The sequence below is a fragment of the Segatella buccae ATCC 33574 genome, from assembly GCF_000184945.1.
In the GTDB taxonomy this organism is placed as follows: domain Bacteria; phylum Bacteroidota; class Bacteroidia; order Bacteroidales; family Bacteroidaceae; genus Prevotella; species Prevotella buccae.
The window spans coordinates 383,047-399,151 of sequence record NZ_GL586311.1 but is presented as its reverse complement, the minus strand read 5'-3'; the positions used below and the strand labels follow the sequence as shown (position 1 = coordinate 399,151).

The window sequence follows — 16,105 nt, the reverse complement described above, 5'->3', positions numbered from 1 at the left end:
ACTTATTGATATTGATGGGCAAAGCGGTGGATTATTCGATAAAAGGATAAAAAGACTCTGACAACGGGGCGGAAGTGCTCCGATAGGCGTAAAGTTTTTTCTACTCTGATTTGCATTTCCGCCGTTTATATCGTATCTTTGCAATAGCAAGGGGAGCGCATGTACGCTCCCCTTTTTTGTCTTCTTCCCGTTACAGGTGACAATTCGGCCCAAACAGTCTTGCCGAACGGCCTCTTCCACATTCTCACTCGGCCCGAGTGAGCTTTCAAGTGTGGCTCTTTTGCATCGTCGTTTGGGCTTAGTGAGAATTTTGATGGGGCGGATGAGGCAAATAAGACGGATGGGAATAGCCAACAGGATGGGCGTGAGAAAAGGTCATGTAAGGCTTTTTCGAAAGGTTTAATAGTTTGTGCTATATACAGAGAGAGGATGAAAAGAGGAAAACCGAGAAGGAAAAAGGGGAAAAGAGGGAAACAGGAAAAAGCAGGTTACCGCAAAGAAAGTACATAGACAAGGAGCTAATGCCAATCGACGATGAAAAGGCCGTACACGGCTTGCACCCTCCATGCCACTTGCCGGCCTTCCGTCAACATGCCGTCGTAGACTCTTGCTGATGGGTGGGGGAGCCTGACAACTGCACAGCATCAAGCTGCCGATAAGCTGACAATGGATGGGAATGGGGGTAAAAAAATGTCGGAAAGGGTGTATTTTTGTCCTTTCCGGCCATTTTTTCCATCTGAAGTGTTGCTTCGTGTTGTTTAAATGCTTATTTTTGCCGATGCTATATAATCTAATGCCCTAACAAACTGCTTAGACAAAGATGAAACCTTTTGCAGGCATAGCGTCATGAAACGATAATTCTCAATCACTTATACTAATAGTTACTAAAAACAAGACACATGAAGAATGCAATGAATCTGATGTGTAAGTTCTGTCTGCTGACGGGGCTTTTGCTGATGCCGCTTGCGGCGTTGGCGCAAGGCACCGTCAGGGGAACGGTCGTTGACTCCAATGACGAGCCCATTATCGGCGCATCGGTTGTCGAAAAGGGCAATGCGCGCAACGGCACGGTGACCGATCTTGACGGTAACTTCACGTTGAAACTGGTCAAGTCGAAGACGGCCGTTGTGACCTACATCGGTATGGTTTCACAGGAAATCACGGTTGCGGATGCCGCCCGGAAGGTGGTCATGAAAGACGAACAAGGGCAGTTGGACGAAGTGGTGGTGCTGGGTTACACCAGCCGCGCCCGCAAAGACCTCACAGGTTCGGTGGGCTCCGTGGGCGGTGCCAAGTTGGCTGCTGTGCCTGTGGCCTCGGCCGCCGAAGCCTTGCAGGGCAAGATTGCCGGCGTGCAGGTGACCACGGTCGACGGTGCGCCGGGGGCCGATGTCAATATCCGCATCCGCGGCAATACGTCGGTGACCCAGAGCAACGAACCGCTCTACATCGTCGACGGTTTCCAAGTGGGCAATATCAATGACATTCCGCCCACCGACATCGCCTCCATCGACGTGCTCAAAGACGCTTCCCTCACGGCCATCTACGGGGCCAAGGGTGGCAACGGCGTGGTGGTGGTCACCACCAAGTCGGCCAAAGAGGGCAAAATCACCGTGGGTTTCAACGGTCGCACCACCGTGGCCCATCTCTCGAAGAAGCTCGACCTGATGGACACTCCGCAGTTTGTGGGCTATCAGTACGACCGTGCGGCTGCCAACGGCACCCGTTCGAGTTGGGCAAAGCCCTTCCGTGGCAATTTCGGCAACCCCGCCGACCTTGCTGATATCTACCGCCGGGCCGCGACCCACGACTGGCAGGACGAGGTGATGGGGGAGACGCCTCTCAACTACTCGGCCAATGTGACCGTCGGTGGCGGTTCCGACAAAGTGAAGTTTAACACCTCCCTGACCCAGAGCGACGACAAGGGCATCATCATGGGCTCGGGTGTGCGGCGCACCAATCTGAACATCAAGCTGCTTGCCAAGCTCTCCAACAACTTGGAACTGACGCTCAATCCGCGTATGACCTATCGTCGTGACATTGGTGCCGGAGGCGACAACATTGGCTCGGGCGGCATCATTGATGTGCTGCGCTATCGTCCCACCAACGGTCTGCGGGAGTTTGCCTTCTGGGATCCGCGCACGGTAGACCCCGATGAGGAGGCGGCTTTCTCCTACACCAACCCCAAGAGTGACATCCAGACCAACACGCAGAAGAAGCATTCCTACAACATCGTGAATCAGGCGAGCTTGGCGTGGACGCCCATCAAGGGCCTGATGCTGCGCACGGAAGCGGCCTACAACATCACGTTCAGCGATGTCAACCGCTTCTACGGACCACTGACGCGCGTGGGAAAGGGGCACAACAGCCAACCCGTGGCGCAGGTGACCAACAGGCGCCGCATGTCCTACACATGGACTAATACCGCTACCTATAACATGACCGTGGCCGACAGGCACAACTGGTCGTTCCTCCTCGGACAGGAAATCTACAGCAGCGAGGAGCGTGTCAACTATCAGATGAACCGCTACTTCCCCCGCGACATCTCGGCCCAGAAGGCCATCGACAATCTCAATCTGGGCACTCCCTACGAGTCCAATTCCTCTTTGAGCACCCCCGACCGCACAGCCTCGTTTTTCGGACAGGCCGGTTGGAACCTTGCCCATCGCTATTTCCTTGCCGCCACGTTTCGTGCCGACGGCTCGTCCAAGTTCGGTGCCGGCGAGCGTTGGGGCTATTTCCCCTCCGTTTCGGGCGCATGGGTCATCTCGAAGGAGAAGTTCATGAAGCGTGTCAAGTGGCTCGACAACTGGAAACTCCGCGCCTCGTGGGGCCTGTCGGGCAACAACCGCATCGACAGCGACCTCTGGCGCTATCTCTATGCCATCAACTCCACCGGCGGTCCGGGCTTCGGAGAAACCGTGGAGCAGGGAGAAAAATACTACGGTTTCGGTAGCGGTGACAAGCTGGCCAACCCGCGCATCAAGTGGGAGACCACCGTCTCGCGCAACTTGGCTATGGATATCAGCCTCTTCGGCGGCCGCCTGCAACTCACGCCCGAATTCTACTGGAAGACCACCAAAGACCTGCTCTACAAGTCGGACATTCCCACCACCACGGGCTATTCCACCCAAGTGCAGAACATCGGGCAGGTGTCCAACCGCGGGGTGGAACTCAGTATCAACGCCGACCTGCTGCGTGGCAAGGACTACGTGCTGAGTGCCAATCTCAGCATGGGCTTCAACAAGCGTGTCATCGACAGGCTCAACGATACCGATGACGTGCTTTGGGATCAGAACAACCGTTGGAAATCGAGCTACAATGACTATTGCCTGCGCGTGGGCGACGAGCTCGGACTCATCTACGGTTTTGTGTACGACGGTCTTTACAGCCCCGAGGAGTTCGACTTCGATCCCAACCGGAATTTTCTGGCCGTGCCCAAGCCTCTCACGTTCGATAAAGACGGCAGGCGCGTTTCCGGCACGGTGATCAATCAGGTGTCGGCCAGCAGTAATTCCGGCGAAGCCACGTTGCCCGGCAAAATCAAGTTTAAGGATCTCGACGGCGACGGATACATCACCGAGAAAGACCGCACCGTCATCGGCAACACCAACCCCAAGGTGCAGGGAGGTTTCGGAGTGAGCGGGCAGTGGAAGAGCTTCGACTTCACCGCCAACTTCTACTACATGCTCGACTTCGATGTCAACAACGCCACGGCCTATGCCCTCTCTTCGTCAACGAAAAACCGGAATGAATTTACCAACGTGCTGGGCAAGTTCACCGACCATTGGCAATATGTCGATCCGGCTACGGGAGAGTGCATGTACAAGAACTACTATCTTGACAATTCTGTGGAGAGTTATATCGGCATGAATGCCGGCAAGAGTCTTTGGAATCCCGCCGATGTGGTGAACAATCTCACCCAATCCTATTTCATAGAAGACGGTTCGTTCCTCCGCCTGCAAGATGTGACCATCGGCTACACGCTGCCCGCGAAGCTCACCCGGCACTGGGGCATCTCCAAGTTGCGCTTCTATGCCAGTGCCTCCAACCTCTTTATCATCACCGGCTACTCGGGTTACGACCCCGAGGTGGACATCCAGACCGGCCTCACGCCCGGTATGGACTACAACCGCTACCCGCGCAACCGCGCTTTCTCGCTCGGTGTCAATCTTAATTTCTAACGAAAGGAGCCTTTATATGAAACTCAAGAATATCTTATGGATAGGTGCTGCCCTCACCACCCTTACGGCCTGCAACGACTATCTCGATGTGGACGCGCCGTCGAAATATGACAACGGCTATGTGTTCGGGGGCGTGAACGAAATCAATACCGCCCTCAACGGTGTTTATGCCCAGCTGCTCAGCGGTGACACCTACGGCAGTGCCTACCTCTCGACGTTCTGCCTGAACAGTGATGTCGACTTCGCCACCAACAGCAACGAGCAGCCCGGCACCAACAACTTCCGCCGTTTCGACGGAACCAGTGAGGCCGGTGATCTCAAGAAAACATGGAATGCCGCCTATCAGGGCATCGAATATGCCAACAACTTCATCTGGCAACTGGAGCACAGTCCGCTCTACACGCCCTCCAACAAAGACTTCGAAACCCTGCAACAGCAGATGGGTGAGGCCAAGGTGATGCGCGCCATGTTCTATCACGACCTGATGTGGCTTTGGGGAGATGTCCCGTTCTCGCTGCTTCCCACCTCGCAGATGGCCGACAAGGTGATGCCCGTAGCCTGTCGCGACACCATCAATGACAGGCTGATAGCCGACTTGAGGGCGATAGCTTCTAAGATGAAGTTTGCCAATCGGCTCGACAACGGCATCGAGCGCATTTCCAAAGAGATGTGCTGGGCCATGATAGCCCGCCTTGCCCTTACCGAGGGAGGCTACTCTCTGCGCCCAGACAAGGAGCACAACAGCTATGGCATCATGCTACGCCCCGACAACTACCGGGACTACTATGCCTTGGTACACCTTTATTGCGACTCCATCATCAGCTCGGGCACGCACCGTCTCACCAAGAGTTATCGCAATGTGTTCATCGACGAGTGCAACTATCAGGTGGACAACTCCGATGATCCGATCTTCGAAATACCCTTTGCGCAGAACTCCACCGGCAGCATCGGCTATCTCCAGGGGCCGCGCTGCGACTTCAACGAAGGCTCCACCACGGGGCAGAACGTTTGGGGCAAGGCCTCCGGTGCAGCCCGCGTGAGCACTTTCTACCGCTATTCTTTTGACCCGACTGACGAACGGTTGAAGTATGTTGATAACACTTGGTACTACCTCTACGACGGTACGCCGCAGGTGAACTTCTCCTACACCATGTACAACAACAAGTGGTCGAAGTTCTGGAGCAAGGGAGCTCCGCTCGGCCCCACGAGCGAAGGCAACACGGGCATCAACTATCCCTACATGCGTTATGCCGATGTGCTGCTGATGGATGCCGAGGCGTTGAACGAACTTAATGGCGGTCCGACCGACCAAGCCAAGGAAGACTTGGCCCAAGTGCGCCGCCGGGCCTTCCAAAGTGCCGACCAAGCGGAGAAGGTGACGGCCTATGTCAATGCCGTGAGTGGCAGCAAGGAGCGTTTTCTCAAGGCCGTGCTTGATGAGCGCAAGTGGGAGTTTGCCGGCGAAAACATGCGCTGGAAAGACCTTGTGCGCAACAATCTCTATGGCGTGGCACTCTATTATGAGTTCCTGCGCTTTATGGCTGTGGCCGAGAATGCAGGTGGTTCGTCGGAGTATGAAGACGTGCTGGCCGAGCATGACGGGCGCGACTACATCGCCACGTGGCCCTACTCGGTGTACTATCGCAAGGCCGCCAATCCCAAGAACACCGACACCTATCCCAATACGACACTAGACATACTGGAGCTCAGCGACTCTTTCAAAGACGTGCGCCCCGCCGCCGACCCGGCCAATCCGTGGAGTCAGGCCGATGTCTACGGCTGGTGGGACGAGAGCCAAGGTGTGAAAAACGAGTGTCGCTATTCGCTCTACGGCTACATCCGCACCGATCTGTTGGGCAATCCCGTTGTGGTCAATGCCGACGGACAGCCCGTTTCCATGCCCGCTCCCTCGGCAGACATGCAGCCCTCGCAGCTGCCTGTGGTGCGCTACATATTGCCCTATCCGCGCGAAGCCATCCAGCGGAGCGCCGGAGCCTACAAGAACTATTACGGTTATCTCAACTAACGCCTAAATGAAAACCCTTATGAAGAAATCACTTTTATATACACTGCTGCTGCTTGGCGGCTGTGCCCTCGCAGCTTGTTCTGACAAAGACGATGCCGGAACGGCCTCCGGGCGGGAGTTCATGACCATGTTCCGATGCGACAACAACACGGGAAAGGGCGACTATCCCACTGATCCTTACGCCTGCCACGTGCAGGACATCAACGACATACACCTCTATTGGTATGGCGTGAACGACTGTGCGGGCTATGAAATCAAGATGGCCCTGCAGCCCAATGTGTCTTCCGGACTGGCTGAAGACTGGGAAAATCCCAAGCATATTCTACTGGACACCATTGTCGGCCCCGATGTGTTGGATATGGTGATCAAAGACTTGCAATACTCCACTGACTACCGTTTCGCCATCCGCACGCTCTCCAAGCGTGGCGAGGGCTACCATTCCAACTGGTATGGCTACGGCAATGGCCGCCAATGGGCCGAATACTTAGGGCTCACCACGGGCAACCGCTATGAGGTGCCCGAGGTCATCATCGCCAGTGACGTGACCAAGACGACACTCCGCGTGAACATTGAGCGCAAGGCGGGCGAGTCGGGAACGGCTGCCGAGGTGGCCGAATTCAAGACGCACTTCTCCACCGTCGACTTCAACGGCACGGAAAGTTGGAAGATGGAGACCCTCACCGTGGAGGCTTCTCCCTCCAGTCCCGATGCACAAGTACCGGAGAAGTGGCGGAAATACCGGCTCACGGCAGAAGACTTCGAGCGCGGCTATGTGGACATTGACGGACTCACGCAGAACAGCGTCTATCTCATCAATGCCGTCGATGACGACATTCCCGTGGCTGTGGACGCCTGCTACAACACGTTGGCCATACGCATGGACGGTGAGTCGGGGGCTCCGATAGTGATCAAGCACGTGGTGAACGACCCGGCCGGCAGCACCATCACGCCCGAAGAGGCGGCCGCTGCCACTCAGTATCAGGCCTGTCGTCTGGACTCCATCATCAACAAGTACAATGTCAACTCTGCACTTGCCGAAGGGCAGATATTCTATCTTGAGGGCGGCAAGACCTATTACTTTGCCACCAATGTGAGTCTCTACAAGGGCTTCACCCTCAAGACCAATCCCGCCGACCTTGCTGCCGGGAAAGGTCGTGCCACCGTGCTTCTGAACGGAATGTACACCACCGGCGGCAACGTGAACTCCTGCAACTTCATGTTTGGCCGCCAACCGCAGAGCGGAGAGAATCCCAACGTGCGCATCAACATCAAGGCCCTCGAGTTTGAAGACATCGATTTCAACTGTCCGTTGGCCCGCAACTACGGTGATCAGGAGGCCGGTGCAGGCAACGCCACAGGCAACTATTTCGCCAACATGTATTCCAATGGCATGGGCATTCAGGTGCAGCGCTTCCTGGTGAAGAACTGCTCGTTCCAAGGCCTCGTGCGTGGCTTTGTGCGCGTGCAGGGATCTGCTGTTAAGGTGTTTGAGAACTTCATCATCGAAAACTGCGACTTCTACAACGACGGCTACTACAACAACAAAGGGGGTGGCTACCCGTGGATAGCCGGCGACGGCAAGCAGCCGAAGAGTAACGTGTTCAAGCACATGGTGTTGCGCAACAACACGTTCTACGACTCGCCGTTCCCCAGCCTGTTCAACGATGCCAACAAGAATCTTGGCTGGCCCGCTTCGGTGTCTTACGACATCACGCTGGAGAACAACACATTCGTCAACTTCAACACGCGAAGCACGGGATGCCCCATCTTCAACCTGCGCTATCTGCCCGGTGGTTCCAAGATCACGGTGCGTAACAACCTCTTCATCCTCACCAAGCAGGCCGGCGACTCGCGCAACATGTACTTCTCGGGTATGGATATACGTACCATCAACGGTTCGGGCCTCGTGTTCTTCGACATTGCCAACAACTGGTCGACCAACACCCACCTCACCAACGGGCAGATATTCTCGGGCTCAGCCTTCAGTGCCAAGAAGAACAGTGCAGGTGCCTTCGGCGACGATGCCCTGCTCAGCGGGCGCGGCGAACTCGAAGTGCATGTCGATGACATCTCGCCCGAAGAACTGATGACGGCTCCCAACCCGCCCCACCTCTCGGGTAAGGACATTCACGAGACCGACAATCTCAACGGTCTCTACTACCGGCAGACCGACAAAGTGCGCGGCAGCAACATCTTCAAGCTTGGCATTGGTGCCCCGAAGTGGCGCACGGGCGCGAAGTGACGAAGATGCATAAAGACACACCATAGCTGCCCGGTGGGGCAGTAGCCAGTTGGTAAATTCCGGCGGAGAAGTGCACACCCTGCATTTCTCCGCTTTTTGTATAGGTCCGTTTCATTTCTTTTGTTACATGGAACGGAAAGTTCAGCCATTCTTAATATCAAGAAAGTCTGAAAGATGGAGGCTTTTCAGGTCACTATTTATCAATCTCGAAACAGCCCTAAAAATATGAATTTACTTGAGAATGAGTTTCAAAGGAGAAACTATTTCCATATTGGTTCATGATGCCAATCACCCGTAAAGCCCAATTTCCCGTAGGGTATATCCTTGCTTTCTTCCAATAAGGAGAGGAGCTTTGTCTTGATGCGATTCTCCGGATATACGGCATTGCAGAGGTAGAGCATAGCGGTGATGACCCCGTAGGGTTTCTTCTTTTGGTTGTCTGTCAAAGGATTGTTCAGCCACTTGTCGCGATGTCCTTTGATATTCATAGGCTGCTTGGCAAGATTTCTGTTCCATAGTCGTGAGTGATGGGCGATGATGTTTCGGAGCACAGAGACAGCTTCCAGCCAACCGGATAGTTCTTTGGCGGAATAGAGCCCGAACTCATTAGCTATCAATGCACGCTGGGGGAGTTGGCTTTTCAGGTTCTTGTACATCTTCGATAGTGTGCCGAAGGTTGCCACTTCCATAATCATCCAAGCATCAGGGTTGTCACCCTCCATTGAGTCGACCTCCCATTCCGGATGCTTGGAGATATACTCCTTGGCAAACGGCTCCGTGCTGCGTTCGAACTCATATTTCAGATCAAGCACAAAATCCTCATAATATGTTGTATTTTCAAAGAGAGAAGCATCCAAGTACCAGAGTCCGCTACCCTTAGCCTTTGACAGATGGTTGATAATTTTGGCACGCAAGGCCACTTCGACAATCTCGATGGCATCGAAAAGTATCAGGCGCAGACGGCGATCAAAGTCGTATCGGGCAATCACATCGTTGAAGGATGCACCCTCCCGGAAGTTATGTTCCGTCTCTTCGTCGCGCATATCTGTCCAATAGTATTTTAGCCGGAAGTAACTGATGTGGGATAAACACATCTTTGCATGCTCCTCATTGCCAAATGTCATGCCCCTTGAGCGGAGCAGGCGGATTTGTTCTTCTATCGACCGTGGCTTCTGATTGCTCATATTTTCTCACGTATTAAAAAAGTGACCCGCCGGCAGATCTACGGGATGCCGACGGGTTCTGTTATTGTTTTTCCGGATGTTAGTCCGCAAGTTTTCTTGTTTTCCAATGCAAAGATAGTGTTATTTCTCGGAGTTTCCAACTTTTTTAGAAGATTTTTCACGGGGAGGTGGAAGTTTGTAGTACTTTTTTTGTTATTTTTGCAATCGTCAAAAAGCAATCAGCAATGGAGAATCCTTATATCAAACAGTTTCCCGACCTGATGTCGGGGAAGACCATTATGTATGTCCACGGCTTCGGATCGTCGGCCGCTTCGGGCACGGTGAAGCGCATCCGGGAGACGCTTCCCTCGGCCCGCGTTGTGGCCTACGACCTCCCCCTCCATCCCGAGGAGGCAATGGCGTTGCTGCAAGAGAAGTGTGCGGAGGAGCGGCCCGCTCTCATCATCGGCACGTCGATGGGGGGCATGTATGCCGAGATGCTGCGCGGCTACGACCGCATATTGGTGAACCCCGCCTTCGAGATGGGCGACACCATGCACGAGCATGGCATGATGGGCAAGCAGGTGTTTCAGAATCCCCGGCAAGACGGTGTGCAGGAGTTTATCGTCACCAAGGCTCTGGTGAAGGAATACCGAGACATCACCGCCCGATGTTTTGCCGGCATCACCGATGACGAGTGCCGTCGCGTGTGGGGACTCTTCGGCGACGAAGACCCGGTGGTACACACCTTCGAGCTCTTCCGCAGCCACTATCCGCAGGCTGTGCATTTCCACGGAGAGCACCGCATGACCGACAAGAGTTTCCTCCACGGTGTGCTGCCCGTCATCCGTTGGGTGGACGACCGCCAAGAGAGCCGTGAGCGCCCCATCGTCTATCTCCATTGGAACACGCTCGCCGACAGCTATGGTAACCCCAAGTCGAGTCTGAACAAGGCCTACGACCTGCTCGTCGAACGCTATGAGGTGTATGTCGTGGTGCCTGCCCCCACCAACGACCACGCTTCGCTCACCGCTGCGCAGGAGTGGATAGAGCGGTATCTCTCCACGCCGGCCCACGACCGCGTGGTCTTTGCCAACCAAAAGGCACTCCTCTATGGCGACTATTTCATCGACTCCGAGCCCTGCAAAGACTTTATGGGTACGACTCTCGCTTTCGGTAGCGACGATTTCAAGACTTGGGAAGAGGTCATCGTGTTTTTCGAGCGGCTCGGCGGACAGTGAGGAGGGGAGGTAAAATTCAAAGATTCAAAAATGCAAAAGGTGGAAAAATCAAATACAGAAAGGGCCTGTGTCCTGCTGTAGGGGCAGTGCATGTCTTGCTGTAGGGGCAGGCATAAAGCACTGCCCCTACAAGTAGGATACGGCCTCTGTCCCGAGGTGTTCCTTTGTTCAGACCCCCAACCCCCTAACTTAGGGGGCTCTAGACAGCCTTTGTCCCGCGAGGCCCTCCCCTCCTTCGGAGGGGTCGGGGGAGGCTCTCCCTATAGCACGAACTATTAAATCTTTCGAAAAAACCTTACATGGCTTTTTCTTACGCCCATCCTGTTGGCTATTCCCATCCGTCTCATTTGCCTCATCCGCCCCATCAAAATTCTCATTAAGCCCAAACGACAATCCAAAAGGGCCACACTTGGAAGCTCGCTCGGGCCGAGTGGCAAAGTGAAAGAGGCCGTTCGGCAAGACTGTTTGGGCCGAATTGTCATCTGTAACGGGAAGAAAACAAAAAAGGGAAGCACTCCTGCGCTTCCCTTGCTGATGCAAAGATACAACCTTTTGAGGCGAAAACAAAATGTATGACGAAAGATGTTGACATGACAAAACGTCCGAAAGTCCGTTGGAAGTATAAGATTGCCGTCTGCTATTGCTTGCTTTTGCCCTCCTCTTCCTGCCGGCATTCCATGCTCCTCACAGAATAATCATTTCAAGGTATTGCACAATCAAGTGATTTCCTCTACCTTTGCAGCGCCAATGTATAGAAGGCTTCTTTTTTTATTCGTGATACTGATAGGGTGGCAGTTGGCAGCCCTTTCCGCTTTTCGGGAAGGGTGGAGGCGTAGCGTGTCGGGCGGTGTGCCTGCCGACACGGCCCTGATAGACCGCAACATCACGCTGGGCGAGGTGGTCGTTGTGGGCCGGCGCAAGCTCATCGAACTGAGCAACGACACCACTCTCATCAACACAAGCGGCTTGCAGATACACCGTGGGGCGAATCTGGAGGCCTTGATCAAGAAGATTCCCGGCATGTCATACGACCGGGAGAGCAAGCAGCTGTCGTTCAACGGCAAGGTGCTCAACGGCGTGAACATCAACGGCGAGACCTTCATGGGCAATGACATCGCGAGTGCTTTGGAAAATCTGCCCGCCGATGCTGTGGAGCTGCTGAAACTCTACAACATGCTTTCGGAGCTGGAGAAGATGACCGGCGTGGACGACGGAGCGGAAGACTTCGTGCTCGACATCAAGACCAAGGACTCTTACAACGGCAGTCTCGTGGGGTCGTTGGCCGCCGACCACGGCAGCCGGGGCAAGCGTCTCGACGAGGCGCAGGCCAATGTGTTCAATGCCGGGGGCGAGAACCTTTCGCTCGTGGGGCGCAGTGACAATCTCAGCAGCATGGATGTGGGGCGCGGCAATTTCCAGAACATGCTCATGGGCAACGTTGTCAAGAAACTGGGCAAGCGGCTCACGCTCACCGGCAGCATCTCCACAAGCACGTTCCACAACGAGACCGAAAGCAGAAGCTACGACGAGCAGTATCTCGCCTCGGGCACGAAGTATCAGGGGTCGTCGGCACTCACGGCGGGGAAAAACCGCAGCGACTTTGCCAACTTCTCTCTGAAATACAAGATTGACGACCGCACGCTTCTCAACATCAGTGCCAACGGTAGTCGGGCGCGCACCACCGGCTCGTCTGCCACAACGACCGAGCTTTACGAGAAAGGCTCCGCCATCGACTCCCTGACCTCCTCCACGTTGCAGACCTCCACCGGAGGGCGGGCAACGAGCTACTATCTCTCGGCCGATTTCACCCGCCGACTGAACAAGGCCGGGACTTCTATAAGTCTGAAAGCCGATGCCAATGGCAACTCCGACAACTCCGATAATCTCAGCCTCTCGCAGACGCGCTACCATCGGTTGGCAGGCGCGGCGGGCGGAGACTCGCTGCTTCTGCGCCATCTCTACCAGCTCACACCCTCCCACCAGCGCAACAGCCTCGTCTCCCTGCGCTTCACGCAGCCTCTCGGCAAGCTCCTCCGCCTGCAAGCGGGCTATGGATTGGTCTACCGAAAGACCGCCAACGCCCGCGACAGCTACGACTACGGAGCCCCCATGCGGCCCCGCGTCGATAGTCTGGCCGGCGAGAGCCGGCTCGCCACCCGGGGGCAGGAGCTCACGCTGCGGATGGATTATAAGGGGCGGCGCTGGACGGTGAACGGCGGAATCGTGGTGGAGTGGCAGCGCCGCAGCATCGGTCAGCGGCAGGGCTTCCGGTCAGTCGACTCCACGCTCCGGGCTGTGGAATACAAGCCCACGGCCACGGCCAAATGGCGGAAGGGCAAGGTGAGTGTGGAGATGCGCTACGACGGCTACACCACGCAACCCTCCCTCTCGGCCCTGCTCACGCCGGTCGACGTGAGCAATCCGCTGTCCGTGCGGGTGGCTAATCCCGGTCTGAAACCCTCCTACCGGCAGCGGCTGGATGTCAGGGTGGAGCATGAGAAGTATGGGCTCACCCTCTCGGGCAATTACAGCAACACGTTCAACGACTTTGCCGAAGAAGTGTCTTATGACAATGCTACCGGTGCGCGCACCTACCGCACGGTCAACATCAACGGCAACCGGACCGTGGAAGGCTCGCTCCGGTGGCAGAAGCAGTTGGGCGCCTTCCTGCTTTCGGGCGCCGGGCGCACCTCCCTGCGCCACGATGTCGCTCTCTCCAATGAGTCTTCGCTGTCTGTTGCGGCCCGGAGCGAGACCCGCACGGTGGACGGCAGTGCCAACCTGTGGTGCAGCTACCAGCCCAAGTGGGGCTATGTGGGGCTGACTGCCGACTGGCGGCTGAGCCGTTCGCACAATCGGTTGACCGACACGCGGGTCAACTCCATTGACTACGGTGCAGGCATCAGCGGCGATGTGGAGCTGCCATGGGGGCTCGAAGTGCGCACCGACGCGAGTTGCCGGCTGCGCCGGGGCACCTACGCCACGGCGACCGACGACCAGTGGCTGTGGAACATGACGGTGGCGTGGAGCTTCCTCAGGCAGCGGCAGGCCACGCTCTCTTGCACTTGGAACGACATTCTCAGCCGTCGCAACGACATCAACCGCTCGGTTTCGGCCTACAGCTATCACGAAATCTACCGTCCGCAGATACGGAGTTATGTGCTTTTTTCGCTCAAATATCGGTTTAATATCACTCGAAAACAGTAATTGTTATCCCCATAAATGAGGATGCCGACGGGTGGTAGAATCATCATTTTAAGGTATTGTGCGTTTCTTTAATCATTGCTAACTTTGTCGGCAATATCACAGTTATTATTTTTTATAGCAATGAAAATCAAAAGTTTAGTATTGCCTTTGATGGCATTTTGTGTGTTGGGCTTCACGTCTTGCAGTGACGACAACGGCCCCGGCTACAGTGCTTCGGCCCTGAAAAATACCGAGTTGATGACCATTTTGAAGTCGAAAGGCTACACCTTCGACCAAGAGGGTAAGCTCGAACTCAACGACTTGGCCAACAACACCACGTCGCTCGACCTCAGCGGCACCAAGCTCACCGACTTCACAGGGCTCGACATCCTGCCCAACCTCAAGGAGGTGAAACTCGCCAACAACGGCTACGGCCCCTCGTTCGACTTTGCCAAGCTGCCCGCGCAGATCACCGGCATCGACCTTACGGGCAACGATATCCACAACTACGACAATCTCGTGAGCGTCAAGGTGGAAGAAAACGACGACGAGACCGTCACCAATCTGCACAACATCACCAAACTCTATCTGCCCGCAGAGGCAAAATTCAACATCAAAGACCTCGTGCGCTTCTATCGTAAGAACAAGGCCGACATCGAGTCGGGCAAGATAGACATGCAGATGGCCGACGACAAGGGCGCGCTCCAGAAGTATAACACGCTACGCACCATTCCCGACGACAACATCCGCAAGAACTTCAAGAAATTCTTCTCAAGCATCTTCGATGCCGACAGCATTCACATTGACATCAACAAGAGGATGAGCAACACGGATAAGCAGAATAATTGTAGCTTGGGTAGTTGGAATGGGGTATCCAGTGCTACTACATTGGAAGGTATTCAATACATCGTGGAAAATCCTTATTGGGAAGGAAATGCATTGTCTATTCATTTGGATGGAGCTGATAAATTACCATATATGGAGCTAAGTCCAAAAATGATGACTATGGCTTTATATAATTTAGATGCTTCTGCCGGTTTAGGATATACAAATGCAAAGAGTCTGACAACGGTACTTTTGTCAAAAGTGACAGGGTTGAAATTGCTGGATTACAGCCATAGTACTCTTTTCGGACAACGCAATATCGATATAGAGCAAAATGGTCCTGATGGGACGACAATTTACGTTATAGGTTGTCCAGACATAGAGAGTATCTTGCTTCCCGAAAAAACAGGGCTACGTGCATATCAGGTGTTTGTTGCAGGAAACGCTAAATTGAAACAGTTGGATTTATCCAAATTCAAAATGATACAGGAGTTACGATTAGGTGATATGGCAGAGAATGCCTCCCTTGCCTATCCCAACTTGACAGAATATCATACAGTGACAGGATTAACGGAGTTTGCTTGTACCCAATCTATATTTGATAAGCAGGCTACAAAAGATTTCATTAAGAAGTACTATGTCGATGCCAATCCGCCCACGTTAAAACCAAACAGGGCTGTAGGCAAAGACATAACAGGTGTATCTGGTGTCCGTTGGTGGACACTAATTGCTCAATAATTATAAATATTTTAAATCATTAAATTTATGAAAAAGTTAATGTTTAGTGCCGTATTGGCAGTAATTGGCCTTTTTGGCCTCGTATCGAATGCAAGTGCCCAAACTTCCTACAAGGGAACATTGTCAAACATTACCATGAATGGTAAGCACTTTAATAATGTAGGAGAAAAGGTTTTTACCCTGACTCAGGGTGAGGGGAATGAATATGTCCTTTCAGGCACCGTAGATAAGATTGGAAAAATGCCCGGGACTATCAGCGTGAATGTTGATGTTATCATCAATAATGGTGTTATGGTCTTTGACCCAACAGGGGAGTCAAAAACAACATTGACCGTTGCAGGTATTCCAGTGAATCTTAATGTTAAGAGCTTTACGGGTACAGTTACGGACAATACTCTTCATTTTGTCTTAGACACGTATGCTGGATGGGGGACACTTCCCGTATTCCCTGCTTCCGTCACCTTTGATGGAACGAAGCAATAGCCACATAGAGTGATTTC

8 protein-coding genes are annotated in these 16,105 nt (G+C 54.0%); 7 read left to right on the top strand and 1 reads right to left on the bottom strand.

The features are described from left to right. The first annotated feature begins 899 nt into the window (after positions 1-899). From HMPREF6485_RS01630 to HMPREF6485_RS01620, 3 genes are read left to right on the top strand one after another with little or no spacing between them, the layout of a single operon-like run. Positions 900-4,184 carry a SusC/RagA family TonB-linked outer membrane protein gene (locus tag HMPREF6485_RS01630; protein ID WP_004344226.1) on the top strand — a complete coding sequence of 1,095 codons (3,285 nt, stop codon included), beginning with the start codon at positions 900-902 and terminating at the stop codon, positions 4,182-4,184. A 16-nt stretch (positions 4,185-4,200) separates the two neighbouring features. Then, the gene (locus HMPREF6485_RS01625; RefSeq protein WP_004344225.1) at positions 4,201-6,210 is read left to right on the top strand and encodes a RagB/SusD family nutrient uptake outer membrane protein; all 2,010 of its coding nucleotides are present in this window, start codon (positions 4,201-4,203) and stop codon (positions 6,208-6,210) included. 7 nt (positions 6,211-6,217) lie between these two features. Further along, positions 6,218-8,452: a right-handed parallel beta-helix repeat-containing protein gene (locus HMPREF6485_RS01620; RefSeq protein ID WP_004344224.1), complete on the top strand. Its 2,235-nt coding sequence runs from the start codon at positions 6,218-6,220 to the stop codon at positions 8,450-8,452. 260 nt (positions 8,453-8,712) lie between these two features. Here HMPREF6485_RS01620 and HMPREF6485_RS01615 read toward each other — a convergent pair whose 3' ends face one another. Then, positions 8,713-9,636: an Abi family protein gene (locus tag HMPREF6485_RS01615; protein WP_004344223.1), complete on the bottom strand. Its 924-nt coding sequence runs from the start codon at positions 9,634-9,636 to the stop codon at positions 8,713-8,715. 224 nt (positions 9,637-9,860) lie between these two features. Between HMPREF6485_RS01615 and HMPREF6485_RS01610 the strand changes: the two genes are divergently transcribed. From HMPREF6485_RS01610 to HMPREF6485_RS01590, 4 genes are all read left to right on the top strand, one after another. Continuing rightward, on the top strand, positions 9,861-10,856 hold the full coding sequence (locus HMPREF6485_RS01610) for a YqiA/YcfP family alpha/beta fold hydrolase (protein WP_004344221.1): 996 nt from the start codon (positions 9,861-9,863) through the stop codon (positions 10,854-10,856). Between the two features lie 747 nt (positions 10,857-11,603). Further along, complete coding sequence (locus HMPREF6485_RS01600) at positions 11,604-14,063, top strand: outer membrane beta-barrel protein (protein WP_004344218.1); 2,460 nt, start codon at positions 11,604-11,606, stop codon at positions 14,061-14,063. A gap of 120 nt (positions 14,064-14,183) precedes the next feature. Further along, positions 14,184-15,605: a hypothetical protein gene (locus HMPREF6485_RS01595; protein WP_004344217.1), complete on the top strand. Its 1,422-nt coding sequence runs from the start codon at positions 14,184-14,186 to the stop codon at positions 15,603-15,605. Positions 15,606-15,632: 27 nt separating this feature from the next. Continuing rightward, positions 15,633-16,088: a hypothetical protein gene (locus HMPREF6485_RS01590; protein ID WP_004341505.1), complete on the top strand. Its 456-nt coding sequence runs from the start codon at positions 15,633-15,635 to the stop codon at positions 16,086-16,088. Positions 16,089-16,105: the final 17 nt, after the last annotated feature.

Coding starts and splice junctions, on each gene's coding strand:
- HMPREF6485_RS01600 (WP_004344218.1), top strand. CDS start 11,604: ATGTATAGAAGGCTTCTTTTTTTATTCGTGATACTGATAGGGTGGCAG.
- HMPREF6485_RS01610 (WP_004344221.1), top strand. CDS start 9,861: ATGGAGAATCCTTATATCAAACAGTTTCCCGACCTGATGTCGGGGAAG.
- HMPREF6485_RS01615 (WP_004344223.1), bottom strand. CDS start 9,636: ATGAGCAATCAGAAGCCACGGTCGATAGAAGAACAAATCCGCCTGCTC.
- HMPREF6485_RS01590 (WP_004341505.1), top strand. CDS start 15,633: ATGAAAAAGTTAATGTTTAGTGCCGTATTGGCAGTAATTGGCCTTTTT.
- HMPREF6485_RS01625 (WP_004344225.1), top strand. CDS start 4,201: ATGAAACTCAAGAATATCTTATGGATAGGTGCTGCCCTCACCACCCTT.
- HMPREF6485_RS01630 (WP_004344226.1), top strand. CDS start 900: ATGAAGAATGCAATGAATCTGATGTGTAAGTTCTGTCTGCTGACGGGG.
- HMPREF6485_RS01595 (WP_004344217.1), top strand. CDS start 14,184: ATGAAAATCAAAAGTTTAGTATTGCCTTTGATGGCATTTTGTGTGTTG.
- HMPREF6485_RS01620 (WP_004344224.1), top strand. CDS start 6,218: ATGAAAACCCTTATGAAGAAATCACTTTTATATACACTGCTGCTGCTT.